The sequence below is a fragment of the Pseudomonas sp. YNh genome (assembly GCF_037993085.1).
Lineage (GTDB): Bacteria > Pseudomonadota > Gammaproteobacteria > Pseudomonadales > Pseudomonadaceae > Aquipseudomonas > Aquipseudomonas putida.
This window is the reverse complement of record NZ_JBBMRJ010000007.1, coordinates 142,496-161,608: the sequence shown is the minus strand read 5'-3', so window position 1 is coordinate 161,608 and position 19,113 is coordinate 142,496. Positions and strand designations below refer to the sequence as shown.

General features: G+C 63.7%; 15 protein-coding genes and 1 pseudogene. 8 read left to right on the top strand and 8 right to left on the bottom strand.

What is annotated here, in order from left to right:
- Positions 1-91 precede the first annotated feature (91 nt).
- Positions 92-632: pseudogene (locus WF331_RS09730) on the bottom strand (response regulator).
- Positions 633-748: 116 nt separating this feature from the next.
- Here WF331_RS09730 and WF331_RS09725 point away from each other — a divergent pair.
- From WF331_RS09725 to WF331_RS09690, 8 genes are all read left to right on the top strand, one after another.
- Entirely contained in the window at positions 749-2,686 is a 1,938-nt protein-coding gene (locus WF331_RS09725) for a DUF294 nucleotidyltransferase-like domain-containing protein (RefSeq protein WP_016497661.1), read from the top strand.
- Positions 2,683-3,393, top strand: a complete 711-nt coding sequence (locus tag WF331_RS09720; protein WP_016497660.1) for a 3'-5' exonuclease — start codon at positions 2,683-2,685, stop codon at positions 3,391-3,393. The genes WF331_RS09725 and WF331_RS09720 overlap by 4 nt, the downstream gene beginning before the upstream one ends.
- Positions 3,394-3,662: 269 nt before the next feature.
- Positions 3,663-4,181, top strand: a complete 519-nt coding sequence (locus WF331_RS09715; protein WP_016497659.1) for an RNA polymerase sigma factor — start codon at positions 3,663-3,665, stop codon at positions 4,179-4,181.
- On the top strand, positions 4,178-5,134 hold the full coding sequence (locus tag WF331_RS09710; RefSeq protein ID WP_284361947.1) for a FecR domain-containing protein: 957 nt from the start codon (positions 4,178-4,180) through the stop codon (positions 5,132-5,134). The genes WF331_RS09715 and WF331_RS09710 overlap by 4 nt, the downstream gene beginning before the upstream one ends.
- Positions 5,135-5,354: 220 nt before the next feature.
- Positions 5,355-7,790, top strand: coding sequence for a TonB-dependent siderophore receptor (locus WF331_RS09705; protein WP_016497657.1), 2,436 nt, complete (start codon positions 5,355-5,357; stop codon positions 7,788-7,790).
- Positions 7,791-7,845: 55 nt separating this feature from the next.
- Complete coding sequence (locus WF331_RS09700; protein WP_061203606.1) at positions 7,846-8,958, top strand: PepSY-associated TM helix domain-containing protein; 1,113 nt, start codon at positions 7,846-7,848, stop codon at positions 8,956-8,958.
- Positions 8,955-9,140, top strand: coding sequence for a hypothetical protein (locus WF331_RS09695; protein ID WP_016497655.1), 186 nt, complete (start codon positions 8,955-8,957; stop codon positions 9,138-9,140). The genes WF331_RS09700 and WF331_RS09695 overlap by 4 nt, the downstream gene beginning before the upstream one ends.
- Positions 9,141-9,207: 67 nt before the next feature.
- A complete protein-coding gene (locus tag WF331_RS09690; RefSeq protein WP_340622850.1) occupies positions 9,208-11,988 on the top strand; it encodes a dermonecrotic toxin domain-containing protein in 2,781 nt (926 codons plus the stop codon).
- An 18-nt stretch (positions 11,989-12,006) separates the two neighbouring features.
- On the opposite strand, the gene WF331_RS09685 is transcribed toward WF331_RS09690, so the two are convergent.
- The 7 genes from WF331_RS09685 to waaF are packed head-to-tail and all read right to left on the bottom strand — an operon-like array spanning position 12,007 to position 18,967.
- On the bottom strand, positions 12,007-13,449 hold the full coding sequence (locus WF331_RS09685) for a lipopolysaccharide kinase InaA family protein (protein ID WP_340622849.1): 1,443 nt from the start codon (positions 13,447-13,449) through the stop codon (positions 12,007-12,009).
- Complete coding sequence (locus tag WF331_RS09680) at positions 13,449-14,201, bottom strand: lipopolysaccharide kinase InaA family protein (RefSeq protein WP_016497652.1); 753 nt, start codon at positions 14,199-14,201, stop codon at positions 13,449-13,451. Before WF331_RS09680 ends, WF331_RS09685 begins: the two co-directional genes overlap by 1 nt.
- Positions 14,198-14,932 carry a lipopolysaccharide kinase InaA family protein gene (locus tag WF331_RS09675; protein ID WP_340622848.1) on the bottom strand — a complete coding sequence of 245 codons (735 nt, stop codon included), beginning with the start codon at positions 14,930-14,932 and terminating at the stop codon, positions 14,198-14,200. Before WF331_RS09675 ends, WF331_RS09680 begins: the two co-directional genes overlap by 4 nt.
- Positions 14,932-15,738, bottom strand: a complete 807-nt coding sequence (rfaP, locus tag WF331_RS09670; protein WP_016497650.1) for a lipopolysaccharide core heptose(I) kinase RfaP — start codon at positions 15,736-15,738, stop codon at positions 14,932-14,934. The genes WF331_RS09675 and rfaP overlap by 1 nt, the downstream gene beginning before the upstream one ends.
- Entirely contained in the window at positions 15,735-16,859 is a 1,125-nt protein-coding gene (locus tag WF331_RS09665; RefSeq protein ID WP_016497649.1) for a glycosyltransferase family 4 protein, read from the bottom strand. Before WF331_RS09665 ends, rfaP begins: the two co-directional genes overlap by 4 nt.
- A complete protein-coding gene (gene waaC, locus WF331_RS09660; protein WP_340622847.1) occupies positions 16,859-17,917 on the bottom strand; it encodes a lipopolysaccharide heptosyltransferase I in 1,059 nt (352 codons plus the stop codon). The genes WF331_RS09665 and waaC overlap by 1 nt, the downstream gene beginning before the upstream one ends.
- The gene (gene waaF / locus WF331_RS09655) at positions 17,918-18,967 is read right to left on the bottom strand and encodes a lipopolysaccharide heptosyltransferase II (RefSeq protein ID WP_016497647.1); all 1,050 of its coding nucleotides are present in this window, start codon (positions 18,965-18,967) and stop codon (positions 17,918-17,920) included.
- Positions 18,968-19,113 lie beyond the last annotated feature (146 nt).

Here is a 19,113-nt window from a genome sequence, read left to right as displayed (position 1 = left end):
CCAGCTCCCACAGGAACTGCACAGGCTTTGAAATCTGTGCGGTCCTTGTGGGAGCTGGCTTGCCGACGATGAGGCCGGAGCAGGCCACTACTTACTCGATTTTCAGTTCCTTCTTCACCAGTTCCAGCAGCTTGCCCAGGTCGACCGGCTTGAGCAGGAAATCCACCACCCCCAGGTGCATCACGTCCACGGCCTCTTTCACATCGGTGTCGCCCGACACCACGATGATCGACAACGCTGCCCACTTCGACTCCCTTACCTGGCGGATCAAGTCGATCCCGTCCCAGGGCTCCATGCGCAGATCCGTGATCATCAGTGCGATCCTCGGCTCCCAGTGCAGCTTCCATAATGCCTCTTGGGCACCATCGGCGATCATGCTGTCGATACCCCTGCTTTTCAGGAAATAGCCAAGGGCCTCGCTGTTCACCGGATTGTCATCAACGATCAGCACCAACGGCCTGGGCGCCACAGGCGCACTTACCACGGCCAAGGCCTCACGCTCGGCGTCGCTCAGGATGTCGGTGTGCTCAGGCATGCTCATCTCGTCAAAAAAAATTCCGCTTCAGCCTTAGGACCACATTACTCGCGTAACCCGTTTCGCCTTTCGTCGGGTCTTTGACAGGGGCGTTCATAGACTTACGTCCAATGGGCACCACCCCGCCGCAAGCCGACCATGGAGGCAGAGAACAACAAGGCCGGCACCTATATATAGATATATATAGTTCGGCGTAGCGATACGGTCAGTTTCATGAGCAAAAAGGACGCCTACAGCCAGGCGGGCAGGACAGCAGTACTGCAGAACATCCAAGGCACCCTGCAGTTCCTGCAGCGCTTTCCGCCGTTCAACCAGATGGAGCACAGCCACCTGGCCTACCTGGTCGAGCAGTGCCAGCTGCGCTTCTATGCCTGCGGCGAAAGCATCGTCAAACCTGCCGACGGGCCGGTTGAGCACTTCTACATCGTCAAACAGGGCCGCGTGGTTGGCGAGCGCCAGCACCTGGTCAAGCCTGGCGTGGAAACCACCTTCGAAATCACCAGTGGCGAGTGCTTCCCGCTGGCCGCCCTGCTGGGCGAGCGAGCCACACGCACCGAGCACCTGGCCGGTGAAGATACGTTCTGCCTGCAGTTGAACAAGGCCGCGTTCATCCGCGTGTTCTCGATGTCTGAAGTGTTTCGGGATTTTGCCCTGCGCGGGGTCAGCAGCCTGCTCGACCAGGTCAACCAGCAGGTACGACAGCGCGCTGTGGAAACCCTCGGCACCCAGTATTCGCTGAACACGCCCTTGGGTGAGCTGGCCATGCGTCACCCGGTGGTGTGCACGGCACAAACCCCGCTGCGCGAAGCCGTGCGGCTGATGCACGAGCAGCAGGTCGGCAGCATCGTGGTGGTCGACGCGCAGCGCTACCCCACCGGCATCTTCACCCTGCGCGACCTGCGCCAGGTGGTGGCCTCGGCGGATGCCGACCTGGGCGCGCCCATCGAGCGGCACATGACGGTCAAACCCTTCTACCTCAGCCCTCAGGCCAGCGCCTTCGACGCGGCCATGGCCATGACCGAGCGGCATATCGCCCACGTGTGCCTGGTGGAAAACCGGCGCTTGTGCGGGGTGGTTTCCGAGCGTGACCTGTTCTCGCTGCAGCGGGTCGACCTGGTGCACCTGGCGCGCACCATCCGCCATGCGCCTCGGCTGGACACTCTGGTCTCGCTGCGCGGGGAAATCAGCCAGCTTGTGGAGCGCATGCTGGCCCATGGCGCATCGTCCACGCAGATCACCCAGATCATCACCCTGCTCAACGACCACACCGTGTGCCGGGTGATCGAGCTGGCGCTGGCCGAGCGCGGCGACCCGGGCATGCCGTTCAGCTGGTTGTGCTTTGGCAGCGAAGGACGCCGCGAGCAGACCCTGCACACCGACCAGGACAACGGCATCCTCTTCGAAGCCGCCGACAGCGCTGAAGCCGACGCCATCCGTGCCCGCCTGCTGCCGCTGGCGCAGTACATCAACCAGTGCCTGGCCCAGTGCGGCTTTACCCTGTGCAAGGGCAACGTCATGGCCGGCAACCCTGACCTGTGCCTGTCACGCAGCGAGTGGGCACGGCGCTTTGCCGGCTTTGTTCGTGAAGCCAGCCCGGAGAACCTGCTGGGTTCGAGCATCTACTTCGACCTGCGTGTGGTGTGGGGCGATGAGCAAGGTTGCGAACAACTGCGCCAACGCCTGTTGGACCAAGTGGCCGACAACCGCATCTTCCAGCGCATGCTGGCCGAAAACGCCTTGCGCCAGCGCCCGCCGGTGGGCCGCCTGCGCGAGTTCGTGCTGACCCGCCAGGGCAATGACAAGGCCGCCACCCTCGACCTCAAGGTTCAGGGCCTGACGCCCTTCGTCGACGGTGCCCGGCTATTGGCGTTGGCCAATGGCGTCGGTGCCTGCAACACCCTGGAGCGGCTGCGCCAGCTGGTGGCCAAGGGCGTGATCGAGCCACTGGATGGCGCGGCCTATGAAGAGGCTTACCACTTCATCCAGCAAACCCGCATGCAGCAGCACCAGCGCCAGGCTCGCGACAACCTGCCTTACTCCAACCGCCTCGACCCGGACAGCCTCAACCACCTGGACCGGCGCATCCTGCGCGAGGCGCTGCGCCAGGCCCAGCGCCTGCAAAGCAGCCTGGCCCTGCGGTACCAGCTATGAGCCTGTTCACCTGGCTACGCCCCAGCGCGCCCGAACTGGACCCCGCCACACGCCAGCGCCTGAGCCGGTTGCCCAAGCCCACGCCGCTGGGGGTATGCACCCTGCGTGAACAGCGCTGGGTGGTGCTGGACCTGGAAACCAGCGGGCTCAACCCCAACCGGGACCAGGTATTGTCGATAGGCGCAGTGGCCATCGAAGACGGCGCCATCGATTTTGCCCAGCAGTTCGAACGCACCCTGCACAGGCCTTTGCAGAAGACCAACGCCAGCGTGCTGATTCATGGCCTGGGCCCCGGCGCCCTTGCCGCCGGTTGCGACCCGGCCGAGGCCCTGCTCGACTTGCTCGATTTCATTGGCAACAGCCCGGTGCTGGCGTTTCATGCGCCCTTCGACCAGCGCATGCTGGCCCGTGCGCTGAAGGAAAGCCTTGGGCATCGTCTGCAGTCACTGTTCCTCGACGTTGCCGAACTGGCGCCGATGCTAAACCCCGACACGGTGCTGCGCGAGGCCGGGCTGGATGACTGGGTGGCGCGGTTTGGTTTGCAGGTGGAAGAGCGCCACCATGCCAGTGCCGATGCCCAGGTGACCGCAGAGCTGGCGCTGATACTGTTCAGCCAGGCCCGGCGCCAGCAGCTGGACAGCCCGTTGCAACTGGAGCAGCGGTTGCGTGGGTGGCGGCGGCGCAAAGCACAGAGTCATGGCCTGTAGCTTTGCATTGGCCTGACTGGCCCAATCCCCGGCAAGCCAGCTCCCACGGTACTGCACAACCCCTGAAAAGTACTCGACACCTGCTCCACAGGGCTGCACAAGGCTTGAAAATCATACGATCCCTGTGGGAGCTGGCTTGCCGGCGATTGGGCCATCAGCCTTTTCCATGGTGGCAATCCGATAAGCGTCCATTGCACCCACCCCCTCCCCTCTGCAACAATCGCGAATAATTATCGTTAGTTAATGCATTCGTTCCGGGGGGACGCTGCTTGTCTTCAGCACAGAGCCCACACGCCGATCTGGTCGGTGCGCTGTACCGCGACCACCGCGGCTGGCTGCTCGCCTGGCTGCAACGCAGCATGGCATGCCGCCAACGTGCCGAAGACCTGAGCCAGGACACCTTCGTGCGCCTGCTCGGCCGTGAGCAGCTGGACACGCCCCGCGAACCCCGTGCGTTTCTGGCCGCCGTGGCCAAAGGGCTGATGTTCGACCACTTTCGCCGCGCCGCGCTGGAACAGGCCTATTTGGCCGAGCTGGCGCTGATCCCGGAAGCCGAACAACCTTCCCCGGAAGTGCAGCTGCTGATCCTCGAAGACCTCAAGGCCATCGACCGGCTGCTCGGCAAGCTGTCGAGCAAGGCCCGCGCGGCATTCCTGCACAACCGCCTGGACGGCATGGGCCATGGCGAAATCGCCGAGCGCCTGGGTGTGTCGGTGTCGCGGGTGCGCCAGTACATCGCCCAAGGCATGCGCCAGTGCTATGTGGCCCTGTACGGGGAACCGACGTGAGCAACGCACCGGTTTCGTCCCAGGTACTAGAAGACGCCATCGCCTGGAAACTCAGCCTCGGCGACGCCAGCGGCACGCCCGATGAACGCAACGAATTCATGCGCTGGCATGCCGCCAGCGAAGAACACGCGCGTGCCTGGCGCCAGCTGGGCGCCATGGACCAGCGCGTCAGCGCCGCGGCCGGCCCGGCACGCCAGGCGTTGCTGCAATCACGCACCAGCCTGCGTCGACGCATCGGCAATGTGGGCGGCGGGCTTGCTGGCATGTTCCTGCTCGGCTCGCTGCTGGCCTGGGTCGGCGCACCGTCGCTGGCCCCAAGCTACTGGCTGGCCGACCAGCGTACCGCTACCGGCGAGCTGCGTACCCTGCGCCTGGAAGACGGCACACTGCTGAGCCTGAACACCCACACCGCCGTAGACATCGACTACGCCGGCGAGCAGCGGGTAATCGTGCTGCACCAGGGCGAGATCTCGGTCGAAACCGGCCACCAGGACCCGCGCCCGCTGCTGGTACGCACCGACGATGGCCGCCTGCGGCCTTTAGGCACGCGCTTCCTGGTGCGCCGCGAAGCCGACGGTACCCGCCTGGAAGTACTGCAAGCCTCGGTCGCAGCCATGCCGCACAACAGTGGCGACGAGCAAGTGCTGCGCGAAGGCCAGCAGGTACTGATGAACGCCAACGGCCTCGGCCAGGTCGGCGCAGTACCGGTCGGGGCCGATGCCTGGACCCGCGGCATGCTGGTGGTGGACAACGTGCGGCTGGGCGACCTGCTGGCCGCACTGGGCAAGTACCGCAGCGGCCACCTCGGGGTAGCCGAGCAGGTCGCCGATTTGCGCGTGACTGGCAGCTTCCCGCTGACCAACACAGACTTGGCGCTGGAATCGCTGGTGCCGGCCTTGCCGGTGAAGATCGAGCGGCATACCCAGTGGTGGGTCAACGTCGTTCCCAAATAAACCTTCTCTGGCCTCTTCGCGGGCTCGCCCGCTCCCACAGGTACCCCACAAGTTTCATGCTCTGTGGTGTACCTGTGGGAGCGGGCAAGCCCGCGAAGAGGCCGGTACAGGCAAACATTCATTTCAAATAACTCTCAATATTTTTCAGATTCACCCTGTCACTTTTCAATTCTCGCTCGGCAAGGAAGCAGCAAGCACTTACCCGTCGAGGAACCGCCGCATGTCCCGTGCCGTTGATCGTATCCTGCGCCCCAGCCTGATGGCCCTGGCCATCGGCCTGGCCGCCCCGCTGGCAAGCTCCGCCTTGTTCGCCGCCGAGCTATCCACGCCGCGCGCCTACAACCTGCCCAGCGCGCCGCTAGCCACCACCCTCAACCAGATCGCCAGCCAGGCCGGCATTGCCCTGGCCATCGACCCGGCACTGGTAAGCGGCCGCACCTCGGCCCCGGTAAGCGGCCAGTACGACGGCCTCGGCGCCCTGCAAGCGGCCCTGCGTGGTACCGGCCTGCAGTTGCAACAGAGCAGCGTGGGTAGCTACAGCCTGGTGGCCACACAAGAAGGGGCATTGGCGCTGCCAGAGACGGCCATCAACGCTACGTCCAATTATGAAAGCGCCTGGGGGGCGGTCGAGGGTTACACCGCAACCCGCACGGCAGCGAGCACCAAGACAGATACCGCCATCGCCGAACTACCCCGCTCGGTAAGCGTGATCACCCGGCAGCAGATGGAGGATCGCCCAGTACTCAGCCTGAATGATGCCCTGCGCTACACGGCAGGCGTGCAGAGCAGCGGCTACGGCTCCGACTCCCGCAGCGATTGGTTGCTGGTACGTGGTTTTGTGCCCACCCAGTTCCTTGATGGCCTGCCATTGCCCAAGGGGAACTATGCCACTCCCAAAATTGAACCCTGGAACCTAGAGCGCATCGCCGTGCTGCGCGGCCCAGCTTCATCAGTGTACGGTCAGACCCCGCCAGGCGGGCTGCTGGACATGACCAGCCGTCGACCGCAGCTGGAAAGCAGCCATGAAATCGAAGCCCAGGTTGGCAGCAACAATCACAAGCAGATCAACTTCGACAGCACCGGCAAGCTCGACGATGAAGGCCAGTTCCTGTACCGAGTGAGCGGTACCGTGCGTGACAGCGGCTCGCCGATCGACCATATACCGGACAAGCGCTATAACATCGCGCCCAGCCTGACTTGGAATATCAACGACGACACCAAGCTGACCTTCATCTCCCAGTACACCCGCGATGATACTGGCATTACTGGCCAGTTCTTGCCTCTGCAAGGCACCAAGCTGGACAGCCCGGCTGGCAAAATTTCTCACCACAAGAACTTGGGTGACCCGGATTGGGAATCCTACGACCGCACCTATTACCACTTGGGCTATGCGTTTGAAACCCGTCTGAACGATACTTGGCAGTTCCGCCAGAACCTACGCTATGCGCGCAACGAACTGGATTTCAAGGGCATTACTGCCGGTGGCTCGATCTGGCCAGCTGGGCCGGACGAAGCTGTCAGCGCCGATGGCACCGTGCAACGTACTGCCGGTATCGTCGAAGAAGATATCTCCCAGTTCGCAGTGGACAATAACTTCCAGGCCGATTTCCAGACTGGCCAGCTCGCCCATACCCTACTGCTAGGCCTCGACCATCAGCGCTCGGACAGCAATGCTCGCTGGCGTTGGGGCTCGGCCGGCGTGCCATCAAGCAATATCCATAACCCGGTATACGGCCAGGATTTCTCGAACGTCCAGTACTTCGACATGTACGACTACGATCAGAAGACCCAGCAGACCGGCCTGTACGCCCAAGACCAGATGGCCTTGGACAACTGGCGCCTGACCCTGGGTGGACGTGAGGACTGGGTGCACACCGGCACCACCTTCCACAATCAGGGCGATGCTACCAATACCCAGCGCGACAAGAAGTTCAGTGGTAACGCAGCACTCAGCTATGTGTTCGATAGCGGCCTGACGCCTTACATCTCCTATGCCGAGTCGTTCCAAGCCGCGACCGGCTCCGCCGTCAATAGCACCGATGCATTCAAGCCGACCGAAGGCAAGCAGTACGAGCTGGGTATCAAATACCAACCGCCAGGCAGCAAAAGCCTGTTCACCGCAGCTGTATTCGACCTGACGCAGCAGAACATGTCGGTGACCGAGGGTGGCGTCACCCGCCAGGTTGGCGAAGTGCGTGTGAAAGGCCTTGAGCTTGAGGCTACTTCGGATGTGAGCGAGAACCTCAAGCTGGTGGGCTCCTACACCTATAACGACAGCGAAATCACCAAAGGCACCAGTGAAGAGAAAGGCAAGCGCATGGCACAGGTTCCGCGTAACCAGGCCACTGCCTGGGCCGACTACACCTGGCACAGCGGGGCACTGGACGGCTTTGGCGTAGGCGTTGGCGTGCGCTATGTGGGCGACACCTACGGCAACACCACGAATACCGACTGGGGCCATGTGGGCTCGTACACTGTCTACGACGCCTCTGTACATTACGACCTGGGCCGCCTGAACAGCACACTCAAAGGCGTGACCGTGGCCGTAGATGCGAAAAACCTGTTCAACAAGGACTACCTGTCGACGTGCGACGGGTACTACTGCTACTACGGCGACGAACGCAACGTGGTCGCCAGCGTCAACTACAAGTTCTGAGTGAGCGGGGGCCGCGTTGCGGCCCCCGTTCCAACAGACAAAAATCGGTACCGTGATGAAAAGCCCAACCATCCGCCGCTGGTCCGTGATCCATACCTGGAGCAGCCTGGTCTGTACCCTGTTCCTGTTGCTGCTGGCACTCACCGGCCTGCCGCTGATCTTCCACCACGAACTCGAACACCTGCTCGGCGACGCCCCCGAACTGCGTGAAATGCCAGCTGGCACCCCGCACCTCGACCTGCAGCAGCTTGTACTGAAAGCCGAACAACACCGCCCCGGCGAGGTGGTGCAGTACTTCGGATATGAGGAGGACGAACCCAACGGCGTGGTGGCCATCACCGCCGCTACCGCTGGCACCGACCCCAACCTGTCGCACACCTTCATGCTCGACGCCCGCACCGGCGAAGCAGTGGCCATGCCGGCTGCCAATGGCGGCTTCATGATGATAATGCTGCGCCTGCACGTGGACATGTTCGCCGGCCTGCCCGGCAAGCTGCTGCTGGCCTTCATGGGCGTGCTGTTCATCGTCGCGATTGTCTCCGGCACCGTGCTCTATGCGCCGTTCATGCGCCGTCTGGCCTTCGGCACCGTGCGCCACGAAAAGTCCCGCCGCCTACGCTGGCTCGACCTGCACAACCTGATCGGCGCAGTTACCCTGGCCTGGGCGCTGACCGTGGGCGTAACGGGCGTGATCAGTGCCCTGTCCGACCTGGTCATCGCGGCCTGGCGCAACGACAGCCTGGCAGCGATGGTTGCCCCCTACCGCGACGCGCCGCCGCTCGTCGATCGCGCCCCAGCCACTCGCCTGCTGGAAATTGCCGAACAGGCCGCCCCCGGCATGCGCCCGGACTTCATCGCTTTTCCAGGCACGCGGTTCTCCAGCGAGCACCACTATGCGGTATTCATGAACGGTGCCACACACCTGAGTTCTCACCTGTTCACGCCGGTATTGATCGATGCTCGCACCCTTGCTGTGACTGCCGTAGGCGACCGTCCCTGGTACATGGATGCCATGGGCCTGTCGCAGCCGTTGCATTTTGGCGATTACGGCGGGCGACCGATGCAAATCCTCTGGGCTTTGCTGGACGTGCTGACAATCATCGTGCTCGGCAGCGGCCTCTACCTGTGGTGGGGCAAGCAGCGCAAACCCAGGGAGGTGCGCGCATGAGCCACAGGTCGCAATCCACTGCACGCCTCTTCGCATGGCCAGCGTTGATTGCCATGCTTGGGTTCCTGGGCCTGTTCGCCGCACTGCTTGGCGACGGTGGCTGGGACGTTCTGGCATGGGCCGGCCTGGGCCTGCCGGCCCTGTTGAGCCTGCGCGGGCTGCTCTGGCGTCGGGGGCGCTAGCCCGCTACCGCCACGCAACCGCAGGTATTGCCAAGCATGGGGTTTTCCTCAACCAAGGACCCGCCCCATGCGCCCCCTCGAACAACTGGAACAGATCGACCGACAGATCAGTGACCTGCTCGGCGGCCTTCCGACGATTGCCCTTCAGCACCCCATCAACCCCGACACACGCACTTGGTTGCACGGCGAACTGGCCAGCTTCTGGACCACGGCCGATGAGCAAGGCGAAACCCCAAGACAAAAGCTGCTGGCACTGCGCAAGGCGCTGATGCTGGCCGAGGTTGAATTGCGCCTGGGCGACGAGACCTTGGGCTACCGCTCAGCCGATCAACTATGGGCCTGCCTGCAACAGCCACTACCCTCCCAGCGCAGGCATATGCCCCTGGCCAAAAGGCCACAGGTCTACCGCGTTCTGCTGGAAGGCCTACGGCCCAACTGGCGAAGCTACCTGCCAGGCACACTGATCATCGTTGCCGGCACCGCCGAGGGCCCTATGCTCACACCCGAGGATGCCGCAGGCATGGCGTTGCTGTGCAGCCTCTCACAAGGCGTTGAGGCCTTCGAGTCCCTTGCCGCACTGCACCAGGAGCTTTGCGAACGCCTGGAAGACCCACTCCAGAGCAAACCGCTGCTGCATCTGTACACTGACGCGCAGGCGGACCGCGTGCGGCTGTCACAGCGCCTGCGCTATAACTGGTACGCCGATAGCCTGCTGGAGGCCCAGATCGACAGTGTGATAGAAGCCCAGCGCCAACGCTTGAGTGACACCGGCTTGTGGAGCAGCTCACCCCAGCCCAACCGAATACATAAAGCCATGGAGCTCTGGCACGAAGTCGGCGCCAAACCCATCCTGCAGACACGTTACTCCCGATTGCTTGAGAAGAACCTGCCGAACTGGCTGCGCAATACATCTGCGCAAGGCCTGAGCCATATGATGCAGGCGATGCAAAAGCTGGTGGCAATCGCCGAGCAGGCTGCCGCACCGGGGGTGCTGAGCTTCAACGACTTCAAGCAACGCAATAGCCTGCTGGGCTGGGCCAACGCACGCCTTCGCGAGCGGCTGCGCCATGACCTGGGGTACGCCGCAGATCCCCGCGATATCAAGATCGTGGTCGTGCGTGCCCGCCGCACTGGCGCCGTCCTGCATCCCTTCGCCATCTCATCCTATGTCACCTATGCAGGCATGCGACGCGTGGGCGACGAGATGGTCGAAATGGTCGAGGAAATCAACACCCTCGAAGAGATCGCCCTCAAGAACTTGCCGTGGTTCGATACCGACTACTGGCTTACTGCCCGGGTGATCCATGCCCATGGCAAAGCCATGCCCGCCGGGCTCACGCCGCAGTATGTCAAGCACATGGTCCGGGAACTGAACGTGGGTGACAGTTACGCAGAGTACCTGCGCACCCAACTCATCAGTTCCAGAGCGGGCAAATGGCGGCTCACTGCGCACAGCAAGGTCAACCGTGCACGCATGCACGCTGAAGCAGTCAAGGCGCGCTACGCAGGGCACTTTGGCGAAGACCCTTTCGAACACGGCTACAACTGGGTGCGCGCAGTGCTGGACCAACCACACAATGCCTTGCGTGCGCCGGTAGCAGGCTACCCGGTCACTGTCCGGCAGCTGAACATCATGGGTCATACCCTGCAGGGGGTGCTTCTGCTCAACAGCATCACCTACAAGTCCCCGGCATGTGTGCTGTACACCCCGGATGCCCCCGACCGCAGGGCCTGGCGGCGTTTCCGAACAACCCGCGAACTGCTTCGCACATTGCGCCAACAGCCCGCATTAAGAGCATACGTAGCCCAGCGCCTGCCATTGCTACCTGCCGTCACGGTGCAGCGGCTGCTGGACAAGGGGCGCATGAGCACGCATTTGACGACACCTGAGATCAAGGACGACCTTTTCTTCGTTTACTACATGGCCGAAGCCCGGGCGCTGATCGCTCAGGCCGAGGCCGACAGCATGACGACCCGGGAAGTGAACGTGGAATCGGTCATGGCGCTGAGCTGGCGCTTACTGGACTTCATCAGCCTGCTGCTGCCGAACCGTGCGCTGCTGGTGCTGTCGATCGGCCGCATGGCAATCGATATCTGGGACGGCGCCGAGGCCTTCAAGCAAGAGGATGTCGAAGGGGTGATGCGGCATGCGTATCAGGCGCTTAGCCACCTCAACGATGCAGGTACCAGTTTTCTGGGCTCCAGAGTGCTACGCCGATCCCTGCGCGGGATCCCCAAACAACCGCCACTGCCGCTGCCCGCGCGCCAACAGGTACAACCGGGCAGCAGCAGCCTGCGCTATCGCATAGACGGTATCTACGGTGAAGGTGTATACGAGCAAAGTTCGGTGTTTGGCGGGCAGTCGCTGTACTTCGTCAAGGACAACGACAACCGCTATTACCAGGTCAGCTTCGATGGCTACCGCTGGCGGGCCATCGACCCTGCCCAGCCCGACGCCTACCTGCAGCAGCCGCTCAAGCGCAAGGCCGACGGGCAGTGGGTCATCGACTCACCGGTACTCTGGTACGACGGGCTGCCCGACCTTAAGCAGTTACTGCAAGACTGCTACCTGCAGGTGCCTGTGGCTGGCCTGCCACTGAATAGCGAACAAGGGCTCTTCGAGGCTGACGACCAGTTGTACCTGGGGCTCGAGAACGGGCAGTTGCCGGTGCGCCGCCACCTGCTGCCGGATCATTACCACTTGCAGATGGCTAGCCCCGACAACGCCGGGGTGGTGCCGTGGGCGGTGATGCGTCACGAAAGCGGCCAGTGGCTGATACGCGTTCGCCAGGCAGGGCGCAGCAGTGACTGGCTGACACTGCCAGACCAACCACCGCCAGCCCAATGAAAGCCCGAACCGGCTGCCTTACTCGACCAGTTTTGGCAAAAGCCGGTCCAGTCGCTGATGCAAGGCACTGCCACTCGGCCAGTTGCGCAGCAGCCGTGCCCGGTCGCGGGCATAGGCCGGGGCGAAGCTGAGCTGGGTGGCGTGCTGGCACATGGCATCAAGGTCGATCAGCGACCACTGGCCGTTGTGCCAGAACAGGTTATGGCCTTTGAAGTCCCCATGGCTGATACGCTCGCGAATCAGCTGCTGCATCACATGGACCAAGGCATCCACTTGCTCCTCGGGTGCATCGCCACTTTCGACGTAGGGCGCGAAGCATGCCGTCAGGTCCGGGCCGTCGACATACTCGGTGACCAGGTAGGCACGGCTACGCAGGCCCAGCACCCGCTGTTCCAGCACCGCGAGAGGGCGAGGCGTGGCGATGCCGAGGAATTCCAGGCGGTGGCCTTCAATCCACGAATGCCAGGCCCGGCTCGGGCGCCAGAAGCGCTTGAACCAGTGCGCGGTGTTCTTGATGTTGTAGCGCTTGAGCACCAGCTTGCGACCGTTCACCTCGATACGCGCCACGCTGGCGGCGCCACCGGTCTTGTACAGGTGGCCCTTTTCGATCAGCGCATCGGCCTGCTCCAGCACCCGCTGCATGGCGTCGACTTCGGTGCGGCGGATCGCCTGTAAGCCCGAAAGGCTGCGCTGGACGCTGAACAGGCTGCACTCGCGGCCCGCTTTGTCCAGGTAGTCCTTCTGGCGCCAGTTGCGCACCTTGTCCACCTGCTTTTGCAGGGCTTCCAGGGGCAACGCATGCTCGGCGTTGGCCAGCAGGTAGTGCACCAGCAGCTCTTCGATGAACGGTTCCAGGCGCTTGGGCAACTGGGCGAAGAACACCCCGAGGTTTTCCAGCACCCGCGGGCGTGACAGTTGCTGGCCAGGCGTTTCGGCCTTGATACCGGCGCCGTCGATCAGGTACAGCTTGCCGCCATGGCGCAGCAGGTTGTCCAGGTGCAGGTCTTCCTGCCAAAGGCCCTGGGCGTGCATGTGCGCGACAGCCGTCAGTGCTTCACCCAATACCAGATGTTGCTCGTCAGCCAGCACCGGCAGGTTTTCCACCGCCGCCCAGGCATCGGCCAGGCTTTCGGCGCCGTCGAGGAATTCGAACAGCAGCCAGCCGCCCTCGCCTTCCTTGAGGCCATCGGCCAACAGTTTTGGCGTGGTCAGGCCTTGCTCGGCCAGCAGCTTCACACCTTGCAGTTCGCGCTGGAAATGCCGGGCGGCGTTACCGCCCACCAGCAGCTTGGCCAGCACCGGGGTTCCGCGCCACACTCCGGCGCCAACATAGCGCTGGCCCGGCAACACGCGCAGCAGGCTGAGCAGTTGCAACTCGGCGCTGCCGGCGGCATCCGCCAGGGTGATGCTCAGGGGCAACGACGGGCTGCGCCCGGCATCTTTCAGTTCGGACAAACGCATCAGCGGGCCTCTTTTTCACGACGGCGTTGCGTCAGGCGTTGCAACCAGTTGTTCACCAGCGTGCTGTCAGCCGGCTGCGCCAGGTAGGTCGCCAGCATTGTGCGCACATCGGCCTCGCTCCAGGCCGGGGCGCGGCGCAGCAGCGGCTCCAGGTCCTTGAGGCGGTCACGCATGCCGAGCAGCAATGGCCGGGTCTTTTCCAGGTCGATCAGTTGCGCGTCCCAGCCTTCACGGCGCTGGCGCAGGAAAATGTGCTTGGGGTAGAAGCAGCCATGCACCTGGCCGGCGCTGTGCAGGGTGCGCGCCAGCTGGCCGCACGCCTTGAGGATGCCATTGCGTTCGGCATCGCCCAGCTGTGGCCACTGGGCCAGCAGGCTGTCGAGGTCGGCCCACTCGTCCAGCGCGCGGGTCATCAGGATGGCCCGGTGCTTGCCGCCCTGCTTGCGCTCGCCATAGAACACCGCCTGCAAGGCCGGAATGTGCAGCTTCTGGTAGCGGCTGATGTTGCGGAATTCGCGGGCGAAGGTGGGCTCGCCAAACGGCCGGTGCAGGGTGCGGGTCAGGTAGTCGCTCTGGCGCTTGAGGTAGTAGCCCTTGCCTTCGAGTTCCAGGCGGAACACGCTGCTCCAGCCGCCACGGCCGGTGTTGGGTTCATCCACTGCCTCAAGTTGCAAGGCCCACAGCGCCTCGAAGTCGTCCAGGCCATGGCGTTTGAGCAGCGCGAGGTCCGCGCTGGCCAGGTAATCGGTCATTCCCTTCCCTCGAAAAAGCCCAGCACCTGGCGAATGCGCTTCTTGTCACGCTCATTCAGCCGGTCGCGGCCACGGTATTGCAGATAGAAACGCAGGCGCTGGGTGGCCGACAGGTGGTATTTGGCCACTTTGTCCAGGCACGCCAGGTCCTTGATCATCCGGTGCCGCCACATGAATCCGCGCCAGAAGTCGCCGGTGGGGCAGTCGATGAAGAATAGCGTGCCTTGGTCATCGACCAGCAGGTTGCGCCACTTCAGGTCGTTGTGAGCAAAGCGGTGCTCGTGCATGACCCGGGTATGGCGCGCCAGCTGGCGGCTGAGGTGGTCGACCCAGACGCGGTCGGCAAGGCGCGCATCGTTGCGCTCGGCGAGTGCCGACAGGTCTTCGGTGTTCGGCAGCTCGCGGGTGATCATCGCCCCACGACCAAAGGCCAGGCCCTTGCGCTCCAGCCCCCAGGCCACCACTTCCGCGGTAGGGATGCCCCACTTGGCGAATTGCTTGAGGTTCTGCCATTCAGCCTTGATGCGCGGCCGGCCCAGATAGCGGCGCATGTGCTTGCCGGCGCCGGTGTAGCGCTTGACGTAGTAGTTGACCCCGTCACGCTCGATGCGCACCACCTCGCTGAGCGGGTCGCGGGTCAGGCGCTCACCTTGCAGGGCAAATACCGCATCGAGGCTGCCGAAGTCCGTCGCCAGATGTTCGTAACCCGGCGCCAGTGTCCAGCCCGCCATCAGAGCGCATCCCCGTAGCGTTGTTTGCGGTCGTAGAGTTTCTGCGCCTTGCGCTCCAGCCAGGTGAGCAACTGGGCTTCGTCCTTCAGCACTTGGCGCAGCGGGCGCTGGAAATAACCCCGCAGGAAGCGCAGCTTGTCGCGCTGGGTCAGGCCGATGTCCAGCGCCGAGAAGTACAGCGCGGCAAGGTCCTTGTCGCGCCAGCGGCGGCTAATGGTTGCACGGGTCTGGGCGCGGTGCAGGTCGATCACCGACAGTTTGAAATCGTCCGCCGTTACCGGGCGGTCGGTGTGCAGCAAGAAGTGGCAGATGTAGCAGTCGCGGTGGTTGACCCCGGCGCGGTGCATGCCGCCAGTCATCTTCGCCACTTCGGCGATCAGCGCACGCTTCAGCCGCGGCTCGGGCGGCTGCTTGGCCCAGTCGATACTGAAGTCTTCCAGGCTGATGGTGGGCGCCAGTTCCTCGGTGATGATGAACGAGTGCTGCGTGGCCGGGTTGCTGCCCCGCTCGCCATAGGCGACTGCGGTCATGGTCGGCACACCCACCTCGTGCAGGCGCTGGATAGCCCGCCATTCCTGGCCGGCACCGAGCACCGGCAGCTTGGCGGTGAACAGGTTCTTGAAGATCTCGCCCCAGCCGATGCCGCGGTGGATCTTGACGAAAAAACCCTCGCCAGCCACTACGGTACGCAACGTGCGGCGCCCTTCCAGTTCGCGATAAACCTCGCCTTGCAGCGCTTCTACGGCATCGAAGGCATCACGCCCGGCCCACAGGCGCTTGAACGGTTCGGCCAGTATCAGCTTCATACGGTTTTCTGCCCCAGGATCACGTCGGCAGCATGCTGCGGCATGCTGTACAGATCGGCGGTTTCAGCAAACGCCAGGCCGTTGCGCGACCAGCTGGCGCGGGCCTGCGGGTCTTCGAGCATGCGTTGCAGGTAACCGTTGAGCTGGTCCTGTTCGAACGGTTCGTCCAGCACCAGGCCGCAATCGGCCTCGGCAATGTAGTGGGCGTAACCGCACACTTTGGACACCAGTACCGGCAGGCCGGCCACCAGCGCTTCAAGCAGCACGGTGCCGGTGTTCTCGTTGTACGCCGGGTGAATCAGCACGTCGGCACCCAGCAGGAAGCGCGGGATGTCGCTGCGGCCCTTGAGGAACTGCACCTGGTCGCCCAGCCCCAGGGTGGCGCTTTGCAGCTGGAACACCTTGGGGTCGTCCTGGCCGATCACCATCAGCTTCGTGCGTTTGCGCAGGGCCGATGGCAGCGCGGCCAGCGCCTTGAGGCTACGGTCCACACCTTTGGTCTTGAAGCCCGAGCCAATCTGTACCAGCAACAGGTCGTCATCGCCCAGGTTGAATTCCTTGCGGAACTCGGCGCGTATCTCGGCAGCGTTGGCCGGCGCGCGGCGATCCTGGGAAATGCCCGGCGGCAGCAGGTGGAAGCGCTCCACCGGGGTGCCGTAGTGCTTGATGAACAGCGGCTGCTGCACCTCGGAAATCATCAACACTTCGGTGTGGGCGTCCTTGGCGAACACCGCACGCTCGTACTCGGCAAAGTGCCGGTAGCGGCCCCAGCGGCGGTACAGGCCGCCACGCAGGGTCTGCGCCTTGTCTTCGAAGCAGCCGTCGGCGGCGTAGTACACGTCCAGCCCCGGCATCTTGTTGAAGCCGATCAGGCGGTCGACCGGGCGCTTGGCCAGGTCGGCGGCCATCCAGGCGCTGAGCTTCTCGTTGCGACGGTGGTTGAAAATCGCCTTCACCGGCGCCACCAGCACTTCGAAGCCCGGCGGAATGTCACCCTCCCAGATCAGCGTGTACACACGGATCTGGTGGCCCCGCTTCTGGCATTCCAGGGCAATGCGCATGAAATCGCGCTGCAGCCCGCCGAAGGGGAAATATTTGTAAAGCACGAAAGCCAGTTGCATCAACGGACATCCTCAGCCAGCAGCAACGCGCTCAAGCGGCCCGCCACATGCTCGGGATTCAGGCGAGTGAAGCACAGCGGCCACTCGCGTTTCAGATCGAACCGGCGCAGGTCGTCAGCGCTCGGTTTATAGGTGCACTTCTTCTGCAGGCAGGGAGCGCAAGGCCAGTCACTGGCCTGGTGAATCTGGGTCCGTCCGTAGGCACCCGTCAGGCCCGGGTTGGTCGGGCCGAACAGCGAAATGGTCGGCACATCGAGTGCCGCTGCCAGGTGGCCAAGGCCGGTATCGACCGCCACACAGGCTTTTGCCGCCGCCAATACACGCGCAACGCCGGCAAGGTTCAATTTGGGGAGCACCTGGCAGTTGTTCAAGCCCTGTGCAATGCGCTCGGCGCGCGCCTTTTCGGCCGGGTTGCCCCAAGGCAGGCGCACTTCCAGCTTGCGCCGGTCCATGCGCTCGGCCAGCTCGCGCCAGTAGGCTTCGGGCCAGTGCTTGGTCGCCCAGGTGGTGCCATGCAAGAACACCACGTAAGGCGCGGCGGGCGGCAATTGCAGGCGCTCCAGGTCCAGCCCGTAGTCGCCAATGCCTTCTGGCAAGTCGTAGGCCAGGGCCATGGCGAACAGCTGGCGCACCCGCTCCACTGCGTGCTGGCCGGTGGCAACCGACAGGCGCCGGTCATAGAAGCGGCTGGCCCAGCCTTCACGGGCCGAGTAGCGGTCCAGGCCGGCGACCGGGGCCTTCACGTAACGGGTCAGCCAAGCCGACTTGACCAGGCCCTGGGCGTCAATCACCAGGTCGTACTTGCGCTCGCGCACACGCTGCTTGAACGCCTTCCACTCGCCGCTCTTGAGGGTTTGCCAAAGGTTCTTGCGCCAGCGGCGAATGGCCACCGGGATAACCTGGTCGACCGCAGGGTGCCAGCTGGGGATTTCGGCAAAGCCTTCTTCCACAACCCAGTCGAAACGAATGCCCGGGATGGCGTGGGCGGCATCGGTGAGCGCCGGCAGGGTGTGGATCACATCACCCAGCGACGAGGTCTTGATGATCAGTACCCGCACTTAGTCGACCTCGGCCACGGTATCGATCAGGTCCGGCCCGCTCAGGCTGTGCAGGGCGGCGATGACTTTGCCCGGTTCCAGCAGGCGCAGGCAGTTGTAGTGGCCGAAACGGCAGGTACGGTCGAAGCATGGGCTGCACTCGATACCGGTACGCACCACCTCTACCTGGTCGGCCAGCGGCGGGGTAAAGCCGGGCGACGTCGAGCCGTACACCGCCACCAGCGGGCGGTTCAGCGCGGCGGCCACGTGCATCAGACCGGAGTCGTTGGACACCACGGCATGGGCACAGGACATCAGGTCGATGGCCTCGGCCAGCGAGGTTTCACCGGCGAGGTTGGACGATTCTTCACGCAAACCCGGGATCAGCCGGTCGCGGATCTGCTCACCGACCGGGTGGTCGTTCTTCGAGCCGAACAGCCATACCTGCCAGCCCTGGCGGACCATCGCGTCGGCCACCGCAGCGTAATGCTCGACTGGCCAACGCTTGGCCTCACCGAACTCGGCGCCAGGGCACAGCGCCAGCACCGGGCGGTCCAGCTCCAGGCCGAACTTGGCCAGTGCAGCATCGCGGCTTTGCGCTTCGATCTGCAGGCTGGGGCGCGGGTACGGCTGCGGCAGCTCGGCGCCGGGCGCGTAGGCCAAGGCCATGAAGCGCTCGATCATCAGCGGGTAGCGGGCCTTGTCCAGCTTGCGCACATCGTTCAGCAGGCCGAAGCGCAGTTCACCGCGCCAGCCGGTACGCTTGGGGATGCCAGCGAAGAACGGCACCAAGGCCGACTTGAGCGAATTGGGCAGCAGGATGGCCTGGTCGTACTGGCCGGCCAGGGATTTGCCGATACGCCGACGCGTAGCCAGCTCCAGCGCGCCGTGGCCGAGCGGGAAGCTCAAGGCTTGGCGTACCTCGGGCATACGCTCCAGGATCGGCCGGCTCCACTCGGGGGCCAGCACGTCGATCACGCAGTCGGGGTGCTGCTGTTTCAGGCACTGGAACAAGGTCTGCGCCATCACCATGTCGCCGACCCAGCTGGGGCCAATGATCAGTATTCTCATGCTTAGTCCAGAAACGCTCGGGGAGGCTACAGGCTGCGGTACAGCCTGGCCTCCCCTCTTTATATTCAGGCTATGTGGCGGACAGTGTAACACCGGTGGTGAGGCATAAACCTTCAGGGCTGCTTTGCAGCCCATTCGCAGCACAA

Bases quoted from the DNA above. Each gene is read 5' to 3' on its own strand.
- WF331_RS09725 (WP_016497661.1), top strand. From the start codon at position 749: ATGAGCAAAAAGGACGCCTACAGCCAGGCGGGCAGGACAGCAGTACTG.
- WF331_RS09720 (WP_016497660.1), top strand. From the start codon at position 2,683: ATGAGCCTGTTCACCTGGCTACGCCCCAGCGCGCCCGAACTGGACCCC.
- WF331_RS09705 (WP_016497657.1), top strand. From the start codon at position 5,355: ATGTCCCGTGCCGTTGATCGTATCCTGCGCCCCAGCCTGATGGCCCTG.
- WF331_RS09700 (WP_061203606.1), top strand. From the start codon at position 7,846: ATGAAAAGCCCAACCATCCGCCGCTGGTCCGTGATCCATACCTGGAGC.
- WF331_RS09695 (WP_016497655.1), top strand. From the start codon at position 8,955: ATGAGCCACAGGTCGCAATCCACTGCACGCCTCTTCGCATGGCCAGCG.
- WF331_RS09690 (WP_340622850.1), top strand. From the start codon at position 9,208: ATGCGCCCCCTCGAACAACTGGAACAGATCGACCGACAGATCAGTGAC.
- WF331_RS09685 (WP_340622849.1), bottom strand. From the start codon at position 13,449: ATGCGTTTGTCCGAACTGAAAGATGCCGGGCGCAGCCCGTCGTTGCCC.
- WF331_RS09680 (WP_016497652.1), bottom strand. From the start codon at position 14,201: ATGACCGATTACCTGGCCAGCGCGGACCTCGCGCTGCTCAAACGCCAT.
- WF331_RS09675 (WP_340622848.1), bottom strand. From the start codon at position 14,932: ATGGCGGGCTGGACACTGGCGCCGGGTTACGAACATCTGGCGACGGAC.
- rfaP (WP_016497650.1), bottom strand. From the start codon at position 15,738: ATGAAGCTGATACTGGCCGAACCGTTCAAGCGCCTGTGGGCCGGGCGT.
- WF331_RS09665 (WP_016497649.1), bottom strand. From the start codon at position 16,859: ATGCAACTGGCTTTCGTGCTTTACAAATATTTCCCCTTCGGCGGGCTG.
- waaF (WP_016497647.1), bottom strand. From the start codon at position 18,967: ATGAGAATACTGATCATTGGCCCCAGCTGGGTCGGCGACATGGTGATG.